A 24,450-nucleotide genomic window follows, 5' to 3' on the forward strand; every position below is an offset into this window, starting at 1 on the left:
TCAGAGGACCTCTTGTCCGGGCTTTTCCTGGGTCAACTTGCCCAGGTTGGCGAGAATCAGCAGCGTCGCCCCGACCACCGTCAGGTACACACCCAGGTCAAATAAAATTGCCGTTGCCAATTCGATTTCACCAATCAATGGAATTTCGAAATGACCAAATGCAGAGGTCAAAAATGGTCGATCGAACAACCAACTGCCAAGCCCGGTCAGCCCAGCAATCATGACCCCTGCACCTGCCAGGCGGTGATAGTTAAGCGGCAAGCGTGATTGCGTCCACTGCACGCCACTGGCGACGTATTGCAGAATTAACGCCACAGAGGTGATCAAGCCTGCAATGAAGCCACCACCCGGCAAGTTGTGACCCCGCAGGAAGATAAACACTGAGATCAACAGTGCCATCGGCAACAAGACCCGTGACAGCGTTGCCAGAATCAGCGGATGACGATCGCGCGCCCAACTGCGCCCTTCGGCATCAGCATGCGGCTGAATCAAACGCAGGCCATCAAGCATGGCGTAGATACCCACACCCGCAATGGCCAATACGGTGACTTCCCCCATGGTGTCAAAACCACGGAAGTCCACCAAAATCACATTGACCACGTTATGGCCGCCGCCGCCACTGACACTGTTGGCGAGGAAGAAGCCGGATATCGTTTCATAGGGCCGGGTCAAGACAGCAAACGCCAACATGGCGATCATCACACCGCAACCAATCGCCAAAATGAAGTCGCGCAAGGTGCGCATGCTGCTCGACTCCATTCGGGTTTGCGCGGGTAAGAAAAACAGCGCGAGCATCAGCAGAACGATGGTCACCACCTCAACGGAGAGCTGAGTCAGCGCAAGGTCGGGCGCGGAGTAGCGGGCAAATGCCAAGGCAACCATCAAGCCAACCACACTGAGCATCAGCAGCGAGACCAGACGCTGACGGTGGAAGACCACAGTAATAAGGCCAGCCAGCGCCATGATGCAGAGACCCAGAGCGGTGATACCGTCAATCGGCGTCAATGCAACCGAACCTTGCATCTGTGGTAGAGGCCCAAGCGCGAGGGTAACCACCACCAACGCGGACCCAAGCAACAACGCCAGGTAGTGCTGCAAGGAGCCGGTTTCAAAGCGACGGGTAATCAGTTTGCAGAAACTGACCAGCGCCACAACCCACTGATCAAATGCCAGCTTGGCATCCATGGCCGGCAGCCCGGCATACCAGCGAAACAGCGGTTGGCGGAAGGTATAGACCAACACACCGCCAGCCGTCGCCGCAAAGCTCATCAACAAGGGCAAGTTCAGTCCATGCCAGATAGCCAGACTGTACTCAGGCAACTCACCACCCAGGCTTGAAGACGCTGCTGCGGCCAGCAGAGGCGCAACAGTATAGGCTGGCACTATCCCCACAAGCAGGCATATGAACACCAGAATTTCCACCGGCACCTTCATATAGCGCGGGGGCTCATGGGGTGGATACTTGGGCAGGTTTATCGGCTCGCCGTTAAAGAATACGTCGTGGATAAAGCGCAGTGAGTAGGCCACCGAGAAGCCACCGGCCAGTGTCGCAAATGCCGGAATAGCCCAGTCAAAGCTGCCTAGCATGTGTTGATTGAGGGTCTCACTAAAGAACATCTCTTTACTGAGGAAGCCGTTCAGCAGCGGCACACCGGCCATTGCCAATGCGGCAACCATCGCCAGCATCGCGGTGTGAGGCATGTATTTCCACATGCCGTTAATGCGCCGCATATCCCGGCTGCCGGTTTCGTGGTCGATAATCCCGGCGGCCATAAACAACGAGGCCTTGAAGGTGGCATGGTTGATAATATGAAAGATCGCGGCCACAGCACCGAGCTCGGTGTTCAGGCCAAACAGCAAGGTGATCAACCCCAGATGGCTGATGGTTGAGTAAGCCAGCAACCCCTTGAGGTCATGCTGGAACAGCGCCATACAGGCACCAATCAGCATCGTCGCAAGGCCCGTCAGACTGACGATATAAAACCACAAGTCAGTGCCAGCCAAGGCAGGATACAGCCGTGCCAACAGGAAAACCCCGGCTTTTACCATAGTCGCCGAGTGCAGGTACGCCGAAACTGGGGTGGGCGCCGCCATAGCGTGAGGCAGCCAGAAATGAAACGGGAACTGCGCAGACTTTGTGAAAACCCCCAGCAGCACCAGGACCAGAACCACCGGATACAAGCCATGGGCGCGTATAGCGTAGCCAGCAGCCAGCACCTGCGACAGCTCAAAACTACCTGCTATATGACCGAGTAGCAGCACACCTGCGAGCAGCGCCAAGCCACCGCCACCGGTGACAGCCAAGGCCATGCGCGAACCTTTGCGCGCATCGGTACGGGAATTCCAAAAACCGATCAGCAGGAATGATGAAAGACTGGTGAGCTCCCAGAACATCACCATCAACAGCAGGTTTTCTGACAGCACCACACCGAGCATGGCGCCCATAAACAACAGCAGAAAGGCGAAGAAACGCCCCATTGGCTCTTGCTTCGAGAGGTAGTAACGCGCGTAAAGAATGACCAGAAGACCGATGCCCAGGATCAATATGGCGAACAGAAAACCAAGGCCATCCAAACGCAGGCTCAGATTGAGGCCGATCTCAGGCAGCCATTGCACACGTGCTTTGACCATGTCGCCGGCAAACACAGTGGCCTGCTGCGACAACAATAAAACCAGTGACGCAAGTGGCGCAATACCAGCTGCGACGGCACATGCCGAACGCCCCAGTCGTTCAGCCATAAGCGGTAAGATCACCCCAAAAAAAGGCAAGGCGATAATTAACGCAAGCACCATATACAAACCCCTTCTGCAAGCACGCGGTAAAATCGCCGCGACTTGTTAGCTTCCATTTGACAGCTTAATGGCCTAGCGCCACCCAACTCATACTTCTGAACTCAGAACAAATCATAAGTCTCTGTAGATGCTCGATTAATTACCGATTATCCATGCCTATCGCGCAGCCGTCATGAATAGAATTATTACTAAAACTCTAGAGCATGTGTAATTGCCTGCAGACGTTCACTTGCAGGCCAGCATTTTATACGTTTGGTCACGACTTAGCAGAACAGCAATAGAACACCCGGTTGCTCACCGATGTAACGGCTGAAATAGCAATTTGGAAAGGATCAAGCTGCGCGATGCAGTCGAGAGCAAGATTAGCCTTGCCATTGACTGCATGCTATATCAGACATGTGCCTTGCCCGGCGAACGGAGCAAAGCACATAGGGCAACGGTGACAGCTGAGCCACCACCGTCCAAGCGTATTAAGGTGCTACACGGCTTGTGCCGTTTACAGTCATGATGCGGACACGCTGGCCAACACGGAAAATTTGGTTCTCTTCAACCGCCTGCACATAGGCACGCATGCTGCCATCATCTTCACGCACGGTGATTTCTACACCTTGGGTACGGGTCAGGCCTTCTTCAGAGGCTGCGCCCAGCAATCCGCCTGCGACGGCACCAATCACTGCTGCAACCGCGCTACCACGACCGCCACCGATTGTGCTACCTGCGACACCACCCACGACAGCACCAGCGCCTGCGCCGATCGGAGTTTTAGTGCCTTCAATTTTCACCGGGCGGAGCGATTCAATAGTACCCAAGCGCACAGTTTGCACTTGGCGAGCTTCATCGCGGCTGTAGCTGTCGCCAGTCAAGCTGGATTGGCAACCACCCAGCATCAGGGCTAGCGCAGCAAACGAAGCAATGAGTAGATTGGGTTTACGCATAACAATTCCTCCAGTGAGTATCACTGTATTAGACCGCGACTTGCCAAGCGCAGTCACGGCCTTAATAACAATAACCTAGCCGCTTCTACAAAAGGTAGCGCACGCGGGCAGTGCCTTACATCAAGATACGAAAATTCTGGGCTGCACGTACACACTGGGCGCTATACAACGGCGCAGCTCTTTGCTTAAGCGCCCAAACCTCCAACTAGCGTGCGGCCTGTGCAACCTGCCAAAGTCGAGCGATATCCGTGGTCCTAGCTTGTAGCTCAGCGGCTGCGTCAGACAGTGCCTGCTCTAAGCTCATCGGTCCGGATGTCAGGCTGAATGCTGCATCGACCCCTCCTGCATAGGTGCGCTGATACCCCTCCCCTAAACTCCCTGCCACGACCACAACCGGAACACCTGCGGCCTTCGCTAGGCGGGCCACGCCTATTGGCGTTTTGCCGTGCATCGTCTGTGCATCCAACCGACCCTCGCCGGTAATCGCCAGATCAGCGCCTTGCAACGCGGCAGCCAAGCCCGAGAGCTCAGCGACCAACTCAACACCCGGGCGAAACCGAGCCTTGAGGAATGCTTTTGCGGCAAAGCCTAAGCCACCAGCAGCACCCACCCCGGGAACCTGACTGAAATCTTCGCCCAGGGTTGAGGTAACAACACGCGACATGCGTTGCAAGGCTGCGTCAAGTGACGCCACATGCTCAGGTGTAGCACCTTTTTGCGGACCGAAAACTGCCGAAGCACCACGGGGCCCCACCAGAGGATTATCTACGTCTGCTGCGATATCGAACTGAACATTGAGTACACGTGAGTCCAGATTGGATAAATCAATCTGCGCAAGACTGATCAAGGCTGCACCACCCGGTGCCAACTCATGATCGTCTTCATCGAGAAAACGCACGCCTAATGCCTGCATCAAACCGGCACCGCAATCATTGGTGGCGCTGCCGCCCAAGCCAAGAATAATTCGCTCGACACCTGCATCCAATGCAGCGCGAATCAACTCGCCGGTACCGTAGCTACTGGTGACTCTGGCGTCACGTTGCTCGCGCGGCACCCAATGCAGACCGCTTGCTGCGGCCATTTCAATCACTGCAGTATTGTCGTCTAACAACCCCCAGTGAGCCCCTACTGGCTTACCGAGTGGGCCCTGTACCTGCAACTCACGGCGCTCTCCACCGGCTGCCGCCAATACTGCATCAACAGTCCCTTCGCCCCCATCAGCCATGGGTTTGAGGGCTATTTCAGCCTCTGGATAAACCGCCTTCCAGCCCCGCGCAATAGCCTCTGCAACCTCAGCTGCGCAGAGGCTTTCTTTAAAGGAGTCCGGCGCAATCACGACTTTCATAAACGGTTCTCTAACAGAGGCTCACAACGGCGTTGTGATGGAGTTGCGAGGCATTTATCGCAAAGTGCCTCGCACGGACAGTTACAGCAACACCAAGCTCAGCAGCCAGACGGTGATCATGCCGACTACGCCCTGTATTAGCGTTGCCATGGTTTGCGCACGATAAGCCGTCGAAACTTTCATACGGCTGAACTGGCTAACCACCCAGAAGAAACTGTCATTGGCATGGGACACAGTCATCGCGCCCGCACCGATTGCCATGACGGTCAACACTCGACCCATTTCGCTGTCCAGGCCCAAGCTGCTCAGCAACGGCGCAACCATCGCCGACGTTGTCACCAAGGCAACCGTGGATGAGCCTTGCGCGGTTTTCAGTGCAGCCGCGACCAGGAACGGCATGAATAAGCCAACACCTAATGCAGACAAGCTGGTGCCTAGATAATTGCCCAACTCAGTAACTTTGAGCATGGCGCCAAATGCACCGCCAGCACCGGTGATCAACAGGATAGGCGCGGCAGCAACCAGCCCTTCTGCAACTTGATCATGGAACTGCTGACGCTTGTTCTCGCCCTTGAGGAGCGTACAAGCCAGCGCCAAACCGACCAGCAATGCAGCAACGGGCTGCCCAAGGAAGCTCAGGACATTAAACAGCGCACCTTCACCCAGTGGCTTACTTGGAAAGGCCGCAATTGAGCCCAGGCAAATCAACGCGATAGGCAGGAAGATTGGCGAGAAAGCCTGCATCGCAGAAGGCAGCTTGCCGTAACGGGCTTTCAGGGCATCGAAGTCGACATCTTCGGCCAGCAGCTCGCTCGGCGCGTCGTCGAGCAATTCGGCGTCATTTTCTTTGATGAAGCGGTTCGCCCAGAGCATACCCGCCAATGCCGTAACCATTGCCACAAACAAGCCTACTGCAATGACTAAACCTAGCGACGACTCCAGACCCAAGTTACCGGCTGCGGCAATTGGGCCAGGGGTTGGCGGAACAAAAGTATGAGTGGCGTAAAGACCCGTGGCCAAGGCAACGCTCATGGCCACGACCGAGATTTTCATCCGCGCAGCCAGCGCATTTTTCAACGAGTTGAGAATGACATAGCCAGAATCACAGAAGACTGGAATCGAAACTAAATAACCAATGATCGACATGGTCAACGTCGGGAAGCGCTCACCGAGCAGCTTGATAACGGACTCAGCCATGGTGATGGCTGCACCACTTCTTTCAAGGATTACGCCAATGATTGTGCCGAGCACAATGACGATACCGATGTAGCCAAGAATCCCCCCAAAACCCGTGGTGATGGTTTTGATGATATCGCCAGCTGGCACTTGATAGGCAAAACCTGCAATCAAGGCCGCCGCCAGCAAGGCCAAGAACGGATGCAGCTTAAGGCGTGTGGTGGACAGTACGATAAATGCGATCAACGCGATGAGTATCAAGACCAAGACCATGTCACTCTCCAGTTTGTTTTTATATGGATACCCGGCGCTCGCCGGTCAGCCGATTATTGTCGCCCAGCCGCGCCACCTAGCGCCCTGTGCCTGCGCACCACAAATACCCAGAAAATTCATACAGTTGCTGTGCATACGCACAGCAGGCTGAGTCAATCTTGACTGGCCTACTCGAGGTCGAGTAATTCAAGCCCCAGTGTCAACTGTAGACGCTGATCGAGCCGCGTCAGCTCAACCCCGCTCAATTGGGCGATTCGCTCAAGCCGATAGCGCAGGGTATTGCGATGAATGCCTAATGCGTCGGCACATACCTGCGCTTGCCCAGCGTGCTCGCACCACGCGCGCAACGTCTCCAGCAACGCACCATTGGCGTCATGTTTAAGCATCTGTTTCAGCGGTGCCAGCCAGCCCTGGAGGAGCCAGCTGTTGCGTTGGGAATACAGTAAGGTCGGTAAGCGATGGTGTTCCAGGCGCAATAGCCGCTCTTGAGGGTTACGGGCACGGGCATACACTTGCAAGTCACGCAAGGCCAAGCTGGCCTGACGCAACTCATCCAACGAATGGGCGGCATCGCTAACCAATAAACGGCACACCCCCCAAGCCCGCTCATCCGCCGCCCCCAGCCAAGCGTCGTCGCCACGCCCAGCAATAGCTGGGCGACAGTAAAACAGCTCCCGTGCCCGGGATAAGGTACACAGGTGCTCACTCTTACTGTTCAATGCCCCCAGCACACGCGCCTGCCTGGACGCTGACTCAAGACCATCATCCAGCTCCAACAAACACGCCTGCATCGGCCACTGCAAATGCAAATCCAGTCGCTGGGCCTCAGCCTCAAGACTGGCCAAAGATTGCTGCGGATCAAGCAGTGAGCGTAGCCAAGACTCAAGCTGATGACGCTGCCAGTTGTGTTCCGCCTGTAGCTGACGCTGCTCAACCAGCATTTCTGCCGTCATCCGCACCAGTTCGGCATAGGGCCGCACTAACTCAGGCGAACCCGTAATACCCAGCACCCCAATCAACTGCTGGGTATACATCAGCGGCACATTAACCCCAGGGCGTACACCGCGCAGACAGGCAGCCGTTTGCTCGTCGATCTCCACCACACGCCGATTCGCCAGCACCAGCTGTGCGCCTTCATGGCGAGTGTGCAGACGCCCAGGATCACCACTGCCGATGATCATACCTTGAGCGTCCATGACGTTGATATTGTGCGGCAGGATGGCCATAGCACGATCAACAATATGCTGCGCCAGTGCTGAGTCGAGTATCAATATATGCGCCCTATTCACGCCAACCTATCAGGCCAGCAAAGATATCCAAACTCGATCAGCTCGCAGTTGCACGTCAGGTTAAGGTGCCAGACGCTCGCGCAGCCATTGGCCATCCACCAAACGATAATTCAAACGATCATGCAAACGACTTGCTCGGCCTTGCCAAAACTCAATGCGTTCGGGCACTAAACGGTAGCCGCCCCAATGTGGCGGGCACTCCGGCGCACTATCAGAAAAGCGTTGCTGGGCTTGGGCCAGCAACCCTTCCAGCTCAGCGCGGTCGGCTATCACCTGGCTTTGCGGTGAGGCCCATGCTCCAATACGGCTGCCCATGGGGCGCACTTGAAAGTAAGCATCAGACTCTGCAGATGTGACCCTTTCAACACGCCCTTCAATGCGCACCTGCCGCTCAAGTGCGGGCCAGAAAAAGGTCATCGCAGCAACCGGGCGAGCTGCTAATTGCTCGCCTTTGGCACTGGCGTAATTGCTAAAGAAGGTAAAGCCGCTGGCATCCAACCCCTTAAGCAACAACACTCGGCAGTGTGGGTGGCCATTGTCATCAACAGTCGCCAAGGTCATGGCGTTGGGTTCAACGGGCAGTTGCTCGGTTTTCAGCGCTTGGGCAAACCATTGCTCAAAGAGCGCAAAAGGCTCGTGCGGCGCATGCGCCTCGCTTAAACCATCACGGGTGTATTCACGGCGCATATCGGCCAGAGACTGGGTCATTCGCTAAGCCCTCCTGAAAGATAGTGCTTAGCTTACCCGAGCGCCGCGCTGCTGGCTTGATCTGCAACAACTGGCGATACCCCACCGCGATGCAGCGGGGTATTTACTGCTTATATTGAGCCTTACTTAGCTTCGGTCTTGGCCACAACAGGCAACGGCTGCTCATATTGAGCCAGCAATGCAGTAAGGGTTTTCTGCGAAGTGAGGATCATTTCAACACGGCGATTCAGCTCACGACCCGACGCACTGTCATTCGCTGCGCGCGGAGCATCTGGCCCCATACCCTTAACCAGCAATCGGTCACGCTTGAGACCACTGAGCTGGAAAATGGCAACAAAAGCACGAGCACGTTTTTGGCTCAACTCACGATTCAAATCCAACGACCCGCTGGTGTCGGTGTGGCCCAGAATCAAAATACCCATGTCTTTGTCGTTTTCCAGCAACTTGGCAACCTTAGTGATAGGCGACAAGGTAATGGGCATTAGCATGCTTGGACGATCAGGGTTGAAGTTTGATTTAACGGGTGCGGTGACGACCAATACGTTGTCACGGCGCTCAACCTCAAAGTTACTGCCCTTAACCGCTTCACGGACACGTGGTTCGTATTCGTCAAGCCAGGCTTTGGTCACCTCCGGGCTTGGCAAGGCAGGCGTTTCTGCTTTAGCAGGCCCTGGACTCAAGAAGCTGAGTTGCTCTGGCAATTTGAAGTTAGAACAGCCAGACACCAACACAGCCAAACCAATTGCTAAGTACTTATGAGAGCGCATTTATTATCCACACCTAATAGAACAGTCAAAATAAGCCTTAGGAACACTCTGAAAAACGACGCTGCGATTGGTCAGTTCACAAGCCTGTTCACCTGAGGTGAACTGCATGTGTAGCGACTCACTTGCCCGTACCCTTTTCAGAATCTCCCCCCTAATGCTTTTAATTGCGGCACAGTTTAGCTGAGCTTGCTACAAACATTCAGCCAACTTCACTGCAAGTTTCTGTGCTCTAGGGTCCATTAAGACGAATGGCCCTAGATTATTCACTACAAACCCGAATGCGACATCACGCTCTGGGTCAGCAAAACCAATGGATCCGCCAGCTCCGGGGTGGCCAAATGCCCCAGCCCCCATACCATAGGTCGCATTGCTCACATCTGGCTGATCTAGCATGCAGCCTAGACCAAAACGGGTTTGTGTGAGCAACGTTTTATCTTCACCTACGCTGTGCTCACGGGTTAACTCGCTCAGCAGTTCACTTTCCAGCAAGCGCCCATCAAGCAAGCCGCTGTAAAACCCTGCCAGGCTGCGGGCATTGCCGTGACCATTTGCGGCGGGTTGTTGCATGCGCCGCCACTCGGGCTTATTGGTGCTGGTCATAATCGAAGGCGGATTGGTAAAGGAGCGCGTCGACATTGCCGAGGCATCCGTCATCATCACCTTGAGCAGGCGCTGCGCCGCCGCATCGCCCATATTGCCTTTACCACGTGAAACATTGGCGACGCGGTAAAACTCATCGTCAGCCAGACCAACATGAAAGTCCAAGCCCAGAGGCTGGCAAATCCGTGCGGCAATTGATTCGCCAGGGCCACGACCTTCTACTCGGCGGATAACCTCACCCACCAGCCAGCCGTATGTGATTGGTGCATAACCATGCCCCTCGCCTGGCTGCCACCAGGGTTGTTCAGCGGCCAGAGCTGTTGTCATTACATGCCAGTCATAAAGCGCTTCAGCTGGCAGCATCGTGTGCAACGCAGGCAAACCCGCTTGATGACAAAGCAGCTGACGAAGTGTGATTTCACCCTTGCCCGCTGCCGCAAACTCTGGCCAGTAGCGCGCCACAGGCGCATCTAAGTCCAGCTTGCCCTCGCCGACCAACTGCATCACCGTTACTGCTGCAAAAGTTTTGGTGCAGGAAAACAGGTTAGCGAGGGTGTCGCTGTTCCAGGCTTCCATGCCTTCTTTATCGGCCGTACCGGCCCAGATATCGATGACGGTCTCACCCGCAACTTGGATGCAAAGTGCAGCGCCACGCTCCTGGGGGTTATCAAACAGCTCGGCAAAGGCATCCTTGACGCCTTCAAACTTGAGGTCGAAATACCCCTGAATCTGCATGTTTAATCCTTAATGGCCGGTGAGTGATTTTTATTATGGTTTCGCGTTTGGCTCAGCGTCTGGCTTCGACGCTGGCGGGGTTTGTGCTTTTGCATCGGGTGCTGGTGAAGCCTGTGGCGCTTGCGGAACATCTTTAAGCGTTTCGAGCAAACTGCTATCGACCTTAAGGTTGGTCTTGCGTACCGCCTCAACAAAGCCCGCAAACGGCCGATCGGTTATGCCCAAAAGGCCTAGATGACCATTTTCGCCGTCGAGCAAACGCCCGGTAACAGGCTGGTCAAGGTACTGAAACCAGTGGGCCCCGACAATCGAAGGCTCAGCCAGCGCTTGCTCGATAAAATGTGCGTAGGCCGGGCCACGATCTTTTTCAGCGTAGACCTCCGTTACACCACCCCAAAACGGCCCGCGATCACGGGAGCCGAAATGGAACTCGGTCACCATGATCGGCTTGTTAAGGGCACGCAAAGCAGCAAAGTCGTAACCATGCTGCGGCTCAAGGGTGTAAAAATTGAAGCTCAATACGTCGCAAAACTTGGCACAGGAAGCAACGGCTTCAGGCGTGCTAATCGCAAAGCGACCGCCTAACAGCAATTGATTCGGTGCGTGCCATTGCAAGGCATCATCAATGGTTTTGAAATATGTATCAGCAAACAAGCGTTGGAAAGCTCGATAATCCTGCTCGATTGCGGGGTATTTCTCATTGGGTAGCGGCGCTTCAAACCCTGGGTCTTCCATCAACTCCCACGCAGTTAAATTGATACCCCAGGCCTTCGACAACCCTTGTTGATTACGGTATTTGTCACGCAGCATTTTTAAGAATGCCCGCTTGGCAGGCACATCAGTGGTCGAGCGCAAGGTGCCAAATACCAGCGCATAACGGCCGTGTGGGCCCGGGTCGGGATGCGCCCAGGCCAACTCGTTATCAGCAAAATAGCCAATCAGCCACGGATCATTACGGTGATCGCGCGCCGCAATTGCTACGGCGCGCTCGGTGGCCATGGCAAAACGTGGGTCAAAGGGGTCAGGCATACCGCCCCACCAATCGAGCCCTGTGCTGATGGTCTGATAATCACCGCTGATAGAAAGTGGCAATGTATAAGGCACACGATGCGCAGCGCCCAGCGAATCCGCACTCCAGTTGCCTACGGTATTGAAGCCCCAGGCCTGCAGGCGCGTCAGCGCCAGTTCGGTCCAACGCTTGGCGTCGAAGGTGCTGTTGCTGCAATCAACCGCCGGTGCAGGAGCAACGGCCTGTTCAGCCGTTTTATCTGCAGCCGGCTGGGTTGCAGGGGCCGTTTCTGTGATTGTTGCAGGGGCAGCGCTGGCAGCCACGTTTGCCTGCACACAACTATCGTCGGCATAGGTGCGCTGCAAATTGGCTTTGTAGAAGTCGAACCACTTGCCCTTGTCGAAGCCACGGCCCTTACCAGAGCCATTATCGCTGTGGTTGTTGCCTTTGCCGTAGTGCACAGCGAGTGGGTCCGATGCCTCAGGCAAGCCTTTGAACATCGATTCGCGACCTTCGATATAGGTTTGGCTCTGGCCAGCATCAACCGCATTGACCCCAAGGGAGAAAAACGGATTGCCTTCGGGGGTGACCATCACCCAGCGCTCACCTATTTTTTCGGTACGGAAAAATCCTGTGCCCTCAAGCTTTGGCCCTCCCAGCACACCGCCGTATTGATCGAGCTTGGGCCGCTCAGTCAACCACTTGGCCAATTGCGCTTGCTCGCTCTTGGCCGCGCTTTTCAGGTCTTCGTTGCTGGCCACTTTTTCTGGCCATTTATTGCGTGTGTACTGACCAAACTCATCGACGATCGAATCATAGGCCGCCGCCTCAATTGGCGTGCCATTGTTAACTCCAAAACGGCCCAACAACACAATTTGCGCCACATCAGGGTTATCCAATGACAGCGTCACCCGGCTGACGCTGTGGGTATCCAGTTCACCTTCTACCTGAGTCGCGAGCAACACAGCTTTACCTTGGTACTGCCATGGCATTGGCGGGGCTGCACGCATGCCGTGAGCATTGGCCGAGGTGGCTTGGAGCGGTACAACCAGGGTTTGCCCCGGCCCAGCAGGCAGTGCTACGCGGGTGTTTAAGGTTTTTCCGTCAGTGCTTTCGATCCGCACATTCAGGGTCAACGCCCAATCCATTGCGTTTTGCAGGTAAAGCGTCATCTGTGGGTTTTCGGACCAATCCCATGCGCCATTCTGCGGGGTCAGCTCAAGGCTGGGTTGCTGCGCCTTGTTGAACACAAAGCGACGCAGAATCTCCCCACCCGGGGTTTCTTCAGCCGTAAGCTGAGGAAAACTGGCGTCCTTGGTGGCAACTTTGACCACATCAGTCGGGCTGATAAAGTTAAGCAATGTTTGCTGACCCTCAAGCGCAGCAAAGGCTTTTGAGCAGGTGAATAAGGCAACGAGTAATAGTAATTGACGGTGCTTCATTTACAGCCTCTCTAGAACATCCCACCAAATGGACAACCTGATGGGAGAATATTCACCCTAGTTTTTTCAACTTAACTAATTTCGCGACGAAACGGCGGCAACGCATTAAGAATTGCCTTACCGTAGCGCTGCGTGACAACCCGGCGATCCAGCAAGGTGATGATGCCGCGATCCTCCTCTGTACGAAGCAACCGTCCGCAAGCCTGAACCAGCCTAAGTGAAGCATCAGGCACTGCAATTTCCATAAACGGGTTTCCTCCGCGAGCCTCAATCCACTCAGCCAAAGCAGCTTCTACAGGATCGTCTGGCACTGCAAAAGGAATTTTTGCAATGACCACATGTTCGCAATAAGCACCGGGCAAATCGACGCCTTCAGCAAAGCTCGCCAGACCAAACAAGACACTTTCTTCGCCACTATCAACGCGGGCTTTGTGCTTGTTCAGCGTTTCCTGCTTGGACAGATTGCCCTGAATAAACACCCGCTTGCGCCAGTCACGCTCAAGCCCATCAAATACTGCCTGCATTTGCTTGCGTGACGAGAACAGCACCAGCGTGCCCTTCGAGCCTGCAACCAGACCCGGCAGTTCTCGAACGATCGCCTCAGTGTGTCCTGTAGCGTCACGGGGGTCAGCCTTTAAATCCGGCACCTTGAGCACACCCGCATCGGCATGGTGAAACGGACTCGGTACCACGGCAGTGACGGCCACTTTTGGCAAGCCTGCACGCATTCGATACCGGTCAAAGGTACCCAACGCAGTGAGTGTTGCCGACGTTACCAACGCGCCATACGCCACATTCCACAGGTTACGCCGCAACATCTCAGCGGCCAAAATCGGGCTGGCGTTGACCTCAATATCGAACATAGCCCCGCTTTCCGCCAATGTCAGCCAGCGCGCCATGGGCGGATTGTCTTCCGGGTCTTCGGCGGTAAACGCCAGCCACAACTCCCAGTTGCCCTGCGCCCGCGCCAGCAGGCTGCCAAATAATGGGTACCACTCCTCAGCCTGATGGCTGGCGATTCCAATAGTGGCCTCTCCATCCATGGCTTCTTTGAGATGTTCGGTGACGCCGGTGAACAAATCGGTAAGTTTCGAAAAGCCTTTCTTGAGCTCAATACCCAACTCAGTCAGGTGCTCGGGCACTATGCCGCCAATAAACCGGTGACGCGGTCGTTCACGACCTTCCATGTCCTCGCCAGGCTTAAAGTCGGCCACCTGCTCACAAGCATTGAACATGAACTGCTGTTGGGTTTTGATCTCGCGAGCCAACTCAGGTACTTGCTCGATTAAACGACCGAGGTCGCCCGGGAGCGGATTTTGCGCCAGTAATTTGGTCAGGTTCTTTGCCACTTGCTCCAACCAGTCTGCGGTGGAACGCAAGCGGGTAAAGTGGGCAAAGTGACCAATTGCCTTGTCTGGCAAGTGGTGGCCTTCGTCAAACACATACAGCGTTTCGCGCGGGTCGGGCAATACTGCGCCACCGCCGAGGGCCAAGTCGGCCAACACCATGTCGTGGTTGGTGACAATAACATCCACCTTGCCCATACCTTCACGCGCCTTATAAAAAGCGCATTGCTGAAAGTTGGGACAGTGGCGGCTGGTGCACTGGCTATGATCAGTGGTTAGACGTGCCCAGTCAGCATCTTCAAGTTCCTGCGGCCAACTGTCGCGATCACCGTCCCACTTATTTCCGGCGAGCTTCTCAATCATCGAAGTAAAGAGTTTCTGGCTCTGCTCATCGACGTCAATCTTGAAGCCTTCTTCCTCAAACAGCTGGGCAGTGGCGGTCTGGGCATGGCCCTCTTGCAGCAGCATATCCAGCTTGGAAAGACACATATAGCGACCACGGCCCTTGGCCAGAGCGAAACTGAAGTTCAGGCCACTGTTACGCATCAGGTCAGGCAGGTCTTTGTAGACAATCTGTTCTTGCAGGGCAACCGTCGCAGTGGCGATAACCAACCGCTTACCTGCCGCTTTGGCCGTCGGGATAGCCGCCATACAATACGCCACGGTTTTACCGGTGCCGGTGCCCGCTTCAACCGCGACTACAGCCGCGTCACTGGTACGTTTACCTTCGCCATCGGTTTTGATCACACCGAGGACTTTGGCGATTTCGGCGATCATCAAGCGCTGGCCATAACGCGGCTTGAGGCTTTTGGCCTCAAGAAACCGTGTATAAGCGCCCTGGATTTGGGTCTTAAGTTCGTTACTAAGCATGAGAATAAGGGCGCAAAAGGCTGGATAAATTTTCAGTGTTTGCAAACGGCCGCTATCATAACGCGCTAAACCATTCTGCGCAGAAACCTCTGCATACCAATCAGCTGATTATCGACATATACCTATAACAACCGGAGCCTGACATGACGTTTTACGCACTGCCCTACGCCTTACACCTGCTGGCTGCTCTAATTTGGGTAGGCGGCATGTTCTTCGCCTGGATGATCTTGCGTCCAGCTGCTGTAAAAACCCTCGAAGCGCCTGCCCGGTTGCAGCTCTGGGCAGAAGTCTTCCAAGGTTTCTTTCGCTGGGTATGGCTGGCGGTGCTGGTGTTGCCTATCAGCGGCATGGGCATGCTGCACATGCGCTTTGCCGGTTTTGAGACGGCGCCCAAATACGTGCATGTAATGATGGGACTTTATATTGTCATGCTGGCCCTGTTCCTGCGCATTCAGGCCCTGCAACTACCTGAGTTACGCCGCGCCATCGAGCAGCAACAGTGGCCTGCCGGGGGTGCTGTGCTCGGTAAAATTCGCCGTTTGGTTGGCATCAACTTGACTATTGGTCTGGTCGTGGTGGCGCTGGCGGCACTGCGCCCAACTTTTTAACGCATCCACGCGCAATATGGCCGGCGCCTCTGAATAAAACAAAACCGGAGAAATCTCCGGTTTTGTTTGACGGTTTAAACAGGCAGGACACGTTAAAAAGTGATGATATCCGCCGAGCCAGCCACACCTGCAGCACCGGCTTGCCCCGCTTGCCCTGGACGACCATCGCGAGCCCCACTGGTGCTGTAGATCCAGCAACCTTTACTCGCGCCACCGGCACCACCTGCACCCGCAGCGCCCGCCATGCCTCCTTCACCACCCTCGACCTGAAAGGTCAGGCGCTCGGTTGGAAATGCTTGAGGAACCTCAACGCGCAGATGTCCGCCTGCGGCACCCTCGTGGCCATCACCGCCATCATATCCATCAAGACCTTTGCTCGATTGGCCCCATAGGCAACCACCTGTTTTACCAGTGGCCCCCATCAAACCTGCATAACCGGGTGTGCCTTTACCCCCACGCACATCAATCAATAGCGATTCGGTCGTGACATTTTCAAGGCGAACAACCAATGTGCGGCCGGCAACAGCTGGACGCTCGAATGTTCCAGGGGCTCCCCGCGCAGTGATCTGCGCACCACTGGCAATCTCACCGCCAGCCACTTCCAGGCGCAAAGAGCGCTCGCTCGGGGCGATGGCGATCCGCGCATTCGGACCGAGGTAAATGGAGGCCACGCGAATATCACTAAGGCTGGCAGGCACCAGCAAAGTACCGTGATCGGCCACTTCCAAACGTTCAAGTAGCAATACGCTGGTGTTGCCAGGCAAGCGCATCATGCTATTGGGTTCAACTTTGATCAGCGCTTGCGCCAACGCCAAAGGGCTGAATAAGACGGCCGCGAAGGCAGCACTCATAACCAGGTTACGCATGTTGGGGCTCCGCCATTGGCTCAAATTGCATTTGCAACTGCAGATGACTGTCGCCCTCTGGCTCAATCTTGCTAATTGCTTGTGATTGCTCATGTGCGACTGTTACCGCAACCGCACAGGGCTCCACCACACTGGCAGCTGAGGGACTATTGCGAGTAAGCGTATACCCATGAAAGATACCCAGAACCAGCACTTTGAGGCGGCTGAGCCCAGGCGTTGACGATTGTTGCAGCGTGGATTTGAAGTACCACAACTCGGCAATATGCACGACGGCGACCACCGCTGCGGCAATATTCAACAGCACCGAAAAAGGTTGCGCAAAGGGCTCTAAGACATTGCTAAGCACCACGCCCCAAAACAGCAGTGTAAGCAAGGCGCCCACACCCAATATCACTTTCATCACCGCCCCCAGCAGTTTTTCTTTTGCCGCACATTAACGGCTTTCGCGCTGCTATGAAATGCTCGGCGCAAATAAACTCGGCAACAATGCATCGTTAGGTTCACCGATAACCGACGGTACAGAGGGGGCTTGTTCAAAAGGAGGCGGGAGACAACGCGCAGCAGCGGTACAAGAGTGGCTGCGCTACCGGGTGATACCGGTAACCCAAGCGAGAATCGCGTCAAGCCTGCCCCCCGGCAAGCCCTGAGGCCTGACGGGGGGAAACTTGAATACAGCGGATTAAGGCTGAGCTTCTACTTCTGCTTCTACACGACGGTTAACCGCACGACCTTCAGCGGTTGCGTTGTCAGCAACTGGACGGCTTTCACCGTAACCAACGGAGTTGACACGACCACTTTCGACGCCGTACTGATCAACCAGAACGTTACGTACCGAATTGGCGCGACGCTCAGACAGCGACTGGTTATAGGCATCTGTACCCACGGAGTCAGTATGACCTTCAACCACTGTGGTGGTTTGCGGGAACTGCTTCATGAAATCAGCCAGGTTCTGGATGTCGCCGTAGCTGCTTTCTTTGACGTTGTCCTTGTCGAAGTCGAACTTAACGTCCAACTCAACACGAACGGCCTCAGCAACAGGCTCAGCTTCTTCAACTACCACAACCTCTTCAACTACTGGCTCAGGCGATGCGCCATGAACCCAGCAGTATGCTGCCGCTAAACCTGCACCAATTGCCGCACCACCGCCAGCCCAAGCCGAGCTTTCAATTGCGCCAAGACCAGCACCGCCGATGCCGCCGACTACTGCACAAGTAGGCCAGTCACTTTTCTGAATGCCAGCACAGCCAGTCAGAAATGTGGATGCCAAAACTAAAGGTACCGCTTTGCTCGTGATGCTCATATATACGTCTCCCGTTAATAATCGGCTCCAAACCGATACTTATGGATTAAAGACGGCACTTCTAAATTCCGCCAGAGTTGATTTACAAGGATGTGAAGAACAAACAGTTATAGGCCATCTTTGTCATGCAGGTTAGTCTTTGTCCACCTGCATGAGGAAAATTAATGAGTGACTGCATTTCTTCGCGTACGCCACTGCAAGCAGTAGCGGCGCTGTTAGACCGTTATGCGCCTAAGCGACTGCTGCTGGTTGGGGCCAGTGAGCTACCGGCCTTAGCCGCTTTCAGACAGGCGCACCCAGATTGCCATATTGCCCACGCACCTGCGGGAGCCCTGCCTGAAGACCTCGCCGCGCAGCGTTATGACCTAGCGTTGGTTGTGGATTGCCTTGAGCGCATGCCAAAAAGTGCTGGCCTGCAATTACTCGGCGGGATTCGTAACCTCAATACCAGCCGGATCGCCGTGCTGGTGGATTTATCAGCCAGCCAATGGCAGGAAACCGATATGTTTTCGCTGGCCTTGCAAGCCAGTGAGCGCTTTGTCCGGGGTGAACAAACGCTGAGCCTATTCACCTATGACCTGCTTGAATACAAGCAAGTGCCTGACTGGCTCAACGCCAAATTTTGGGCCAACCCGGAAAATTTCGGCAAGTACTGGTGGTGACCGACGCGATGAACACCGTATTAATCGACGCCAGCTGCCCGTGCGGCAGCTCCAATCTACTGACAGAGTGCTGTGGCCGATATCACGCCGGTACCCCGGCACCGAGCGCCGAAACACTCATGCGTTCGCGCTACAGCGCCTATGCATTAGGGCTGGTTGATTACGTGTTGCAAACAACCCTTCCAGTTCAGCAGCCACTGCTGGATCGCGATGCGATAAGTGCCTGGAGCCTGCAAAGCACATGGCTGGGCCTGGAAGTAGAAAGTGCCGAAGTGCTGGGCGGCAAACCCGAGCATGCCTTTGTGACCTTTATTGCTCGCTGGCATGATGCAAACGGTGAACATAGCCACCGTGAACGTTCGGCATTCGTGCAAAGCAACGGCCATTGGTACTTTATTGACCCAACCGTACTGATGAAGATTGGGCGCAACGATCCGTGCCCCTGCTGCAGCGGGCAAAAATTCAAGAAATGCTGTTCGGTCTTTTTCTAGCAGGCAGATGGCGAGCCTAAGCACGGCTCGCCGCGCGCAATCAGTCTTGTAGCTTGATGTGCGACACATCGGGCGCAGGTGCGGCGGGTTCGGCCTTAGCCTGCCCCATGTCACTTCCGGCTGGCGCCAAAGTGAATTGCGAAAGATCAACCTGTGGCGCTTGTGGCTCAGGCTTTTGATCCTGCAGATCATCACCTAAGGGCGCTATTCCAAAGTCAGGTGCCTCAACATCACTGAACGCCGCCATATATTCATCACGCGGCAGCACCCTGTTTGAAGATGAAGCTTTAACCGGCGCACTTGGCGTTACTGCAGCGTACTCAGGTGCAGCAGGTGGCGGTGCCAGTTCAATTTCTTCGATTTCTTCAGGCATGCCGACGATTTCAACCACTGCACCGGCGCGCTCAATCGTCGCCCGGTACTTTTCTGCACTGGCCTCATCAAGATTATTTTTGATGACCAAGCGGCGTCCAGAAAACATTAACGCAATACGCTGCGGATCAGCCTGAAACAAGCGCCCGAGGTTGGCCTGAACCAACGCCATATCAGCGCCAGGAACCAGTTGCCCCGAAAAAACGACTTCATAACGACTCATGTCACATTCCTAATCTACGCTTGCTCAACTCGACAAGCCGTTTATACAGTTATCCGACAGTTAGCGCAGCCTCTTCACACGCCTGACGCTCTGAGTGCTTCAGCAGTCGACGCTACCCTTGTACCAGTCCTTAGTTTTATCCTAGTTGCTTAGGCCGTGGATAAGGTGCGGCGTATGCGATTTTTACCAACAGGCAATCGAAGCTGTGCACTGGATCGCGCAATTGGCCCATGCGCCGGGGGACTGGCAAGCTTCATATGGGCTCCATGGCGCAGTCATTATTGCCACGATTAACCTTGAAACTGATGCAAGGATAGAAATATGCCTCACCAAGGCAGTGTGTTGCAGATAATCGTTGTGTTCCTGCTGGCTGCCGTTCTGGTGGTACCGCTGGCTAAACGCCTGCAACTGGGGGCAGTACTGGGTTATTTGGCCGCTGGGGTATTGATTGGCCCGGAAGTCTCAGACCTGATCACCACGCCTGAAAGCGTCAGTCATATTTCTGAACTCGGCGTAGTCTTGTTGTTGTTTATTATTGGTCTCGAACTCTCACCTCGTCGGCTCTGGGTCATGCGTAAGGCCGTGTTTGGTGCGGGGCTGGCCCAAGTCATACTGACTGGCGTGATCATCGGCACAGTGGCTTGGCTGGTATTTGCCCAGCCCCTCAAAACCTCCGTAATTCTTGGCTTGGGCCTGGCCTTGTCATCCACGGCATTTGGCTTGCAAATACTGGCCGAGCGTAAAGAGCTGACCAGTCCACACGGGCGTCTGGCCTTCGCAATTTTGCTGTTTCAGGATATCGCGGCAATCCCCTTAATCGCCATGGTCCCGCTTCTCAGTGGGGTTAATACCAGCAGCGGCAATGATTTCACCCAGTTATTAAAAATCGTCGGCAGCATCGGCTTGGTGATTGTTGGGGGTCGTTACCTGTTGCGGCCCATTTTTCGCGTTGTGGCCAAAGCACGCTTGCAGGAAGTATCAACAGCCACCGCGCTGCTGGTGGTTTTTGGCACCGCGTTGCTGATGGAACTTGCAGGTGTGTCAATGGCGCTGGGGGCTTTTCTGGCGGGCTTACTGCTCGCAGACTCAGAATACCGTCATGAACTCGAATCACAGATCGAGCCATTTAAAGGCTTGTTGCTCGGGCTGTTTTTTATCAGCGTTGGCATGTCCGCCGATATCAGCTTACTGATCACCCAGCCACTGAAGGTCATCGGCCTGACCTTAACCTTGATTCTTCTGAAAATGCCGGTGTTGCTGCTGGTCGGCAAATTTATCGGAGGTATCAATAAACAAAGCGCTCTGCGCCTGGCAATTGTGTTGGCTGCTGGCGGTGAATTTGCCTTTGTCGTATTCAAAATGGCCGGCCAGCAAGGAATGCTTGAGCCCGGACTCTACGACTTGCTGATTTTAACCATCACCCTGTCTATGGCGATGACACCCCTGATGATTTTGCTTGCCGTGCGCATGCTCAGTGAAAAGCCGGTCGAAAAAGTGGTTCCGGAAGAATACAAAAACATGGACATCGACATCGATGCGCCACGCGTCGTGATCGCCGGCTTCGGCCGTATGGGCCAGATTGTTGCCCGCATCCTCCGCGCCCAGCACATTCCTTTCATTGCGCTGGACACCGCGGTTGAAACCATTGAGCTATCGCGAAGCCTAGGTGGGCACATGCCCATTTTCTACGGAGATCCACTGCGCCCCGAGATTTTACGGGCGGCACAAATCGAACACGCCGAATACTTTATTGCGGCCATGGACGATCCCGACAGCAACTATAAAGCAGTGGAACAAGTGCACCGGCTTTACCCCAAGATCAAAGTGATTGCCAGAGCGCGCAGCCGCAGCCACGTATACCGATTGATTGATGCGGGCGCCAAACCGGTTCGTGAAACCTTTTACTCCAGCCTGGAAATGAGCCGCTTGACGCTAATCGGACTGGGCATTGAAGAAAAACTGGCAGATCGCCTGATCAGTCACTTCCAGCACCACGACGAACAGGTACTTGAGGCCCAATACCGTGTGCAAGACAACCGTGAAGCCGTGATGCAAACAGCCCGCGAAGCCAGAATAGAGCTAGAAACCCTGTTTAATGCCGATAATGATGAGAAATCAAATGGTTAAACAGCTCATGCTGGGCTTGAGCTGATCTCAGGACTTAGCACCTGAATACGCCACGCGGTAACATTTGTGTCTTAATTTTGACTCAGAATGCCGCAGGTTTTTAACCTTTTGCAGCTTGCACCCAAGCGGTTGCTTGTTACACTGGGCATCCTACGGAGTACAAAATGGCTTATCAGGCACCTATTATAAGAACGTTCAGCCTATTTTTAATTTTTGGCCTTATCAGCATTTTGAACGGTTGTTCTACTTGGCTGACTGGCGACTTTAAAGACCCCGATGTACGTTTGGTCAAGGTTGAAGTGGTCAAAGCAAAATTGCTTGAGCAGCAATTCCGGCTACGTTTTCACATCAAAAACCCCAACGATGTCAGCTTGCCAGTTCGCGGCATTGACTACGTGGTGTTCCTCAATGACATGAAACTTGCCGAAGGCGAGTCAGATGTCTGGTTTACCGTACCGGCCAATGGTGAGCACGATTTTGAGATTCCAGTGCGCACCAACCTTTGGCGGCATGTTCGGCAAATCGTAAAAATGCTTGAACACCCCGATGAAACCATCCGTTATCGCCTCGAAGGTGAAGTAAAAACCGGAATGTTGTTCGGTCGCAGCGTGCACATGATGCGAAATGGCGAGATAATCCCCGGAGATTTCATCCCGGAGTAGTTTCGCATGACCCAGCAACCTCACGTCCATGGTCCTGATTGTGACCACGATCACGATCATGACCACCATCATGGCCACGTCCATGGCCCACATTGCAATCATCAAGAGCCGGTTCGTAACCAACTCAAAGATGTCGGCCGCAATGATCCTTGCCCTTGTGGTAGCCAGAAAAAATTCAAGAAATGCCACGGCGCATAACTAAGCCATGAGCACCTTGACAGTTGTCCTGATCTGCATCGCTGCTGCCTTAGTCATTGCACTTGGCTTTTACGCCCTTTCACTGTGGCGAAAAGTCTGGTCAATACAACGTCAGCAACGCAGAACAGTGAACGAACAACGCCAGCGGCTGAGCGAAGATTTAAAGATCCTCGCCAGCAGCTTGCTTGAAGGTCAATTACCGCTAATTGAAGGTGCCATTCGCATTAAAGTGCTACTCGACAACTTCGACATTAGTCTTAGTCAAGATGCGCGCTGCCAAGTCTTTCATCAACTTTATGAAGCCACCGCGCACGTACCGACGCACGCCGATTGGAAGGCATTGGATAAAACCAGTCGCCGTCAGCATGAAAAGAACTTCACCGAGTTGGAGTTGCAGCATAAGGCGCAAGCCCGCGAATCCGCACGCTGGCTGCTAGCCGAAGGCCTGCAATAGCACTGTAAGCCCGGGCTGTTCTGGCACTCGATACTGCATTTGAGTGCCAGAGCGAAGCTCAGGGCAAACACTTTACTGTGGCGCTATTGTAGGGCGCGGCAAATCAACATATTGACAGGGCCAAATCCCGCGCAATCCTTAGGTGGCGCAAGGGGTTGGCATTTGTCATGTAGTTAGCGTAGAGTTATTTAACTGTGTTTGCATGGGTCGCAGTTGATCGTGGCCTGATGCAGTAGATCCTTTAAGATCCGCTACATCCCTCCCGACCGCTATTTCTCCTTGCAACCAGTCTCAGTCCTTCTATTATGAGGAGGCTGTCATCAACTTTAAGTTTCAAGGAATAAGACATGTCGAATCGTCAGAACGGTACCGTCAAGTGGTTTAACGACGAGAAAGGTTTTGGTTTTATCACTCCAGAAAGCGGTCCGGATCTGTTCGTACATTTCCGCGCTATCGAAGGTAACGGCTTCAAGAGCCTGAAAGAAGGCCAGAAAGTCAGCTTCGTAGCTGTACAAGGTCAAAAAGGCATGCAAGCTGACCAGGTTCAAGTCCAGGAATAATCTTGCTGCGTTGAAGAACCCCTGATGGCAACATCAGGGGTTTTTTTATGCTTAGGATGCGACACACGTGCGGAAAACCATGCAAAAACGTCAACTCAGCCCTCAGGGCGATTTTCCATCAGCAGGGCTGCCACGCCGCTTTGCCGCAATGTTCTATGATTTTCTACTCTGTACAGCGCTGCTGATTGTAGTGACATTCATCTACAAACTGATTCTGATGGGTTTTTACGGGGCCGACCAACTAAAGCAGATGTCAGACTCCGGCGCCTTGGATGGCGACCCAATACTCTCGACCATCTTGTTCATGTGCCTGTTTGGCTTCTTTAGTAAGTTTTGGACCTATAACGGCCAGACTTTGGGCATGCAAGTTTGGGGCGTTCGTGCGCAGAATGCCGATGGCTCAGCCATTAGCCTATGGCAAGCGCTGCTGCGTTTTATGGTCTCGATTGCGTCGTGGCTATGCTTGGGGCTTGGTTTCTTCTGGGTGCTAATTGATAAAAAACACCGCACCTGGCACGAGATTTACTCAGAAAGCCAAACCATTCAGCTGCCGAAAAATATCCACAAAAAGTAGCGTGGAAGACGCTTCACCTCGCGGAGTGTGATGAGCCTCGGTGGACAAGCTTCGTCTTGTCCACC

At 54.3% G+C, this 24,450-nt stretch carries 22 protein-coding genes and 1 pseudogene; 9 read left to right on the forward strand and 14 right to left on the reverse strand.

Annotated elements, in window-relative coordinates; translation table 11 throughout:
• The 10 genes from ACIGCM_RS04185 to dinG form a co-directional block, all read right to left on the reverse strand.
• Entirely contained in the window at positions 1 to 2,793 is a 2,793-nt protein-coding gene (locus ACIGCM_RS04185) for a monovalent cation/H+ antiporter subunit A (protein ID WP_397500754.1), read from the reverse strand.
• A 470-nt stretch (positions 2,794 to 3,263) separates the two neighbouring features.
• Complete coding sequence (locus ACIGCM_RS04190; RefSeq protein WP_397500755.1) at positions 3,264 to 3,728, reverse strand: glycine zipper 2TM domain-containing protein; 465 nt, start codon at positions 3,726 to 3,728, stop codon at positions 3,264 to 3,266.
• Positions 3,729 to 3,933: 205 nt separating this feature from the next.
• Positions 3,934 to 5,073 carry a glycerate kinase gene (locus ACIGCM_RS04195; RefSeq protein ID WP_397500756.1) on the reverse strand — a complete coding sequence of 380 codons (1,140 nt, stop codon included), beginning with the start codon at positions 5,071 to 5,073 and terminating at the stop codon, positions 3,934 to 3,936.
• A gap of 81 nt (positions 5,074 to 5,154) precedes the next feature.
• On the reverse strand, positions 5,155 to 6,522 hold the full coding sequence (locus ACIGCM_RS04200) for a GntP family permease (RefSeq protein ID WP_397500757.1): 1,368 nt from the start codon (positions 6,520 to 6,522) through the stop codon (positions 5,155 to 5,157).
• 167 nt (positions 6,523 to 6,689) lie between these two features.
• Positions 6,690 to 7,796 (reverse strand): CdaR family transcriptional regulator, encoded by a 1,107-nt coding sequence (locus ACIGCM_RS04205; RefSeq protein ID WP_397501109.1) that lies wholly within the window; start codon positions 7,794 to 7,796, stop codon positions 6,690 to 6,692.
• A gap of 75 nt (positions 7,797 to 7,871) precedes the next feature.
• Positions 7,872 to 8,519 carry a pyridoxamine 5'-phosphate oxidase gene (gene pdxH, locus ACIGCM_RS04210; protein ID WP_397500758.1) on the reverse strand — a complete coding sequence of 216 codons (648 nt, stop codon included), beginning with the start codon at positions 8,517 to 8,519 and terminating at the stop codon, positions 7,872 to 7,874.
• 122 nt (positions 8,520 to 8,641) lie between these two features.
• On the reverse strand, positions 8,642 to 9,286 hold the full coding sequence (locus tag ACIGCM_RS04215; RefSeq protein WP_397500759.1) for an OmpA family protein: 645 nt from the start codon (positions 9,284 to 9,286) through the stop codon (positions 8,642 to 8,644).
• Positions 9,287 to 9,475: 189 nt separating this feature from the next.
• Positions 9,476 to 10,621, reverse strand: coding sequence for a serine hydrolase domain-containing protein (locus ACIGCM_RS04220; RefSeq protein WP_397500760.1), 1,146 nt, complete (start codon positions 10,619 to 10,621; stop codon positions 9,476 to 9,478).
• Positions 10,622 to 10,654: 33 nt separating this feature from the next.
• Positions 10,655 to 13,072, reverse strand: coding sequence for a beta-agarase (locus ACIGCM_RS04225; protein WP_397500761.1), 2,418 nt, complete (start codon positions 13,070 to 13,072; stop codon positions 10,655 to 10,657).
• A 71-nt stretch (positions 13,073 to 13,143) separates the two neighbouring features.
• Complete coding sequence (dinG, locus tag ACIGCM_RS04230; protein ID WP_397500762.1) at positions 13,144 to 15,288, reverse strand: ATP-dependent DNA helicase DinG; 2,145 nt, start codon at positions 15,286 to 15,288, stop codon at positions 13,144 to 13,146.
• Positions 15,289 to 15,431: 143 nt separating this feature from the next.
• Between dinG and ACIGCM_RS04235 the strand changes: the two genes are divergently transcribed.
• Complete coding sequence (locus tag ACIGCM_RS04235) at positions 15,432 to 15,896, forward strand: CopD family protein (RefSeq protein ID WP_397500763.1); 465 nt, start codon at positions 15,432 to 15,434, stop codon at positions 15,894 to 15,896.
• Between the two features lie 92 nt (positions 15,897 to 15,988).
• On the opposite strand, the gene ACIGCM_RS04240 is transcribed toward ACIGCM_RS04235, so the two are convergent.
• The 3 genes and pseudogenes from ACIGCM_RS04240 to ACIGCM_RS04250 form a co-directional block, all read right to left on the reverse strand.
• Entirely contained in the window at positions 15,989 to 16,762 is a 774-nt protein-coding gene (locus tag ACIGCM_RS04240; RefSeq protein ID WP_397500764.1) for a collagen-like protein, read from the reverse strand.
• Positions 16,755 to 17,162, reverse strand: coding sequence for a DUF1145 domain-containing protein (locus ACIGCM_RS04245; protein WP_397500765.1), 408 nt, complete (start codon positions 17,160 to 17,162; stop codon positions 16,755 to 16,757). Before ACIGCM_RS04245 ends, ACIGCM_RS04240 begins: the two co-directional genes overlap by 8 nt.
• Positions 17,163 to 17,441: 279 nt before the next feature.
• Positions 17,442 to 17,801, reverse strand: a pseudogene (locus ACIGCM_RS04250) (OmpA family protein); the annotation flags it as partial.
• Positions 17,802 to 18,226: 425 nt separating this feature from the next.
• Here ACIGCM_RS04250 and ACIGCM_RS04255 point away from each other — a divergent pair.
• Both ACIGCM_RS04255 and ACIGCM_RS04260 read left to right on the forward strand, forming a co-directional pair.
• A complete protein-coding gene (locus ACIGCM_RS04255; protein WP_397500766.1) occupies positions 18,227 to 18,724 on the forward strand; it encodes a DUF6231 family protein in 498 nt (165 codons plus the stop codon).
• Positions 18,725 to 18,732: 8 nt separating this feature from the next.
• Positions 18,733 to 19,215 (forward strand): YchJ family protein, encoded by a 483-nt coding sequence (locus tag ACIGCM_RS04260; protein WP_397500767.1) that lies wholly within the window; start codon positions 18,733 to 18,735, stop codon positions 19,213 to 19,215.
• Between the two features lie 40 nt (positions 19,216 to 19,255).
• On the opposite strand, the gene ACIGCM_RS04265 is transcribed toward ACIGCM_RS04260, so the two are convergent.
• Positions 19,256 to 19,810, reverse strand: coding sequence for a hypothetical protein (locus ACIGCM_RS04265; RefSeq protein ID WP_397500768.1), 555 nt, complete (start codon positions 19,808 to 19,810; stop codon positions 19,256 to 19,258).
• A 321-nt stretch (positions 19,811 to 20,131) separates the two neighbouring features.
• Here ACIGCM_RS04265 and ACIGCM_RS04270 point away from each other — a divergent pair, with 321 nt between their 5' ends.
• The 6 genes from ACIGCM_RS04270 to ACIGCM_RS04295 all read left to right on the forward strand — a co-directional run bounded on the left by ACIGCM_RS04270 (position 20,132) and on the right by ACIGCM_RS04295 (position 24,385).
• Positions 20,132 to 21,937 carry a monovalent cation:proton antiporter-2 (CPA2) family protein gene (locus ACIGCM_RS04270; protein ID WP_397500769.1) on the forward strand — a complete coding sequence of 602 codons (1,806 nt, stop codon included), beginning with the start codon at positions 20,132 to 20,134 and terminating at the stop codon, positions 21,935 to 21,937.
• 164 nt (positions 21,938 to 22,101) lie between these two features.
• A complete protein-coding gene (locus ACIGCM_RS04275) occupies positions 22,102 to 22,599 on the forward strand; it encodes an LEA type 2 family protein (protein WP_397500770.1) in 498 nt (165 codons plus the stop codon).
• Between the two features lie 6 nt (positions 22,600 to 22,605).
• Positions 22,606 to 22,797 (forward strand): SEC-C metal-binding domain-containing protein, encoded by a 192-nt coding sequence (locus ACIGCM_RS04280; protein ID WP_397500771.1) that lies wholly within the window; start codon positions 22,606 to 22,608, stop codon positions 22,795 to 22,797.
• Positions 22,798 to 22,804: 7 nt separating this feature from the next.
• The gene (locus tag ACIGCM_RS04285) at positions 22,805 to 23,251 is read left to right on the forward strand and encodes a DUF2489 domain-containing protein (RefSeq protein ID WP_397500772.1); all 447 of its coding nucleotides are present in this window, start codon (positions 22,805 to 22,807) and stop codon (positions 23,249 to 23,251) included.
• A gap of 347 nt (positions 23,252 to 23,598) precedes the next feature.
• Entirely contained in the window at positions 23,599 to 23,811 is a 213-nt protein-coding gene (locus tag ACIGCM_RS04290; RefSeq protein WP_010486675.1) for a cold-shock protein, read from the forward strand.
• A gap of 79 nt (positions 23,812 to 23,890) precedes the next feature.
• Positions 23,891 to 24,385, forward strand: a complete 495-nt coding sequence (locus ACIGCM_RS04295) for an RDD family protein (RefSeq protein ID WP_397500773.1) — start codon at positions 23,891 to 23,893, stop codon at positions 24,383 to 24,385.
• Positions 24,386 to 24,450 lie beyond the last annotated feature (65 nt).

The organism is Pseudomonas sp. NPDC078700 (genome assembly GCF_044542375.1).
GTDB lineage: Bacteria > Pseudomonadota > Gammaproteobacteria > Pseudomonadales > Pseudomonadaceae > Aquipseudomonas.

Coding starts and splice junctions, on each gene's coding strand:
- ACIGCM_RS04185 (WP_397500754.1), bottom strand. CDS start 2,793: ATGGTGCTTGCGTTAATTATCGCCTTGCCTTTTTTTGGGGTGATCTTA.
- ACIGCM_RS04190 (WP_397500755.1), bottom strand. CDS start 3,728: ATGCGTAAACCCAATCTACTCATTGCTTCGTTTGCTGCGCTAGCCCTG.
- ACIGCM_RS04195 (WP_397500756.1), bottom strand. CDS start 5,073: ATGAAAGTCGTGATTGCGCCGGACTCCTTTAAAGAAAGCCTCTGCGCA.
- ACIGCM_RS04200 (WP_397500757.1), bottom strand. CDS start 6,522: ATGGTCTTGGTCTTGATACTCATCGCGTTGATCGCATTTATCGTACTG.
- pdxH (WP_397500758.1), bottom strand. CDS start 8,519: ATGACCCAGTCTCTGGCCGATATGCGCCGTGAATACACCCGTGATGGT.
- ACIGCM_RS04215 (WP_397500759.1), bottom strand. CDS start 9,286: ATGCGCTCTCATAAGTACTTAGCAATTGGTTTGGCTGTGTTGGTGTCT.
- ACIGCM_RS04220 (WP_397500760.1), bottom strand. CDS start 10,621: ATGCAGATTCAGGGGTATTTCGACCTCAAGTTTGAAGGCGTCAAGGAT.
- ACIGCM_RS04225 (WP_397500761.1), bottom strand. CDS start 13,072: ATGAAGCACCGTCAATTACTATTACTCGTTGCCTTATTCACCTGCTCA.
- dinG (WP_397500762.1), bottom strand. CDS start 15,288: ATGCTTAGTAACGAACTTAAGACCCAAATCCAGGGCGCTTATACACGG.
- ACIGCM_RS04235 (WP_397500763.1), top strand. CDS start 15,432: ATGACGTTTTACGCACTGCCCTACGCCTTACACCTGCTGGCTGCTCTA.
- ACIGCM_RS04240 (WP_397500764.1), bottom strand. CDS start 16,762: ATGCGTAACCTGGTTATGAGTGCTGCCTTCGCGGCCGTCTTATTCAGC.
- ACIGCM_RS04245 (WP_397500765.1), bottom strand. CDS start 17,162: ATGAAAGTGATATTGGGTGTGGGCGCCTTGCTTACACTGCTGTTTTGG.
- ACIGCM_RS04255 (WP_397500766.1), top strand. CDS start 18,227: ATGAGTGACTGCATTTCTTCGCGTACGCCACTGCAAGCAGTAGCGGCG.
- ACIGCM_RS04260 (WP_397500767.1), top strand. CDS start 18,733: ATGAACACCGTATTAATCGACGCCAGCTGCCCGTGCGGCAGCTCCAAT.
- ACIGCM_RS04265 (WP_397500768.1), bottom strand. CDS start 19,810: ATGAGTCGTTATGAAGTCGTTTTTTCGGGGCAACTGGTTCCTGGCGCT.
- ACIGCM_RS04270 (WP_397500769.1), top strand. CDS start 20,132: ATGCCTCACCAAGGCAGTGTGTTGCAGATAATCGTTGTGTTCCTGCTG.
- ACIGCM_RS04275 (WP_397500770.1), top strand. CDS start 22,102: ATGGCTTATCAGGCACCTATTATAAGAACGTTCAGCCTATTTTTAATT.
- ACIGCM_RS04280 (WP_397500771.1), top strand. CDS start 22,606: ATGACCCAGCAACCTCACGTCCATGGTCCTGATTGTGACCACGATCAC.
- ACIGCM_RS04285 (WP_397500772.1), top strand. CDS start 22,805: ATGAGCACCTTGACAGTTGTCCTGATCTGCATCGCTGCTGCCTTAGTC.
- ACIGCM_RS04290 (WP_010486675.1), top strand. CDS start 23,599: ATGTCGAATCGTCAGAACGGTACCGTCAAGTGGTTTAACGACGAGAAA.
- ACIGCM_RS04295 (WP_397500773.1), top strand. CDS start 23,891: ATGCAAAAACGTCAACTCAGCCCTCAGGGCGATTTTCCATCAGCAGGG.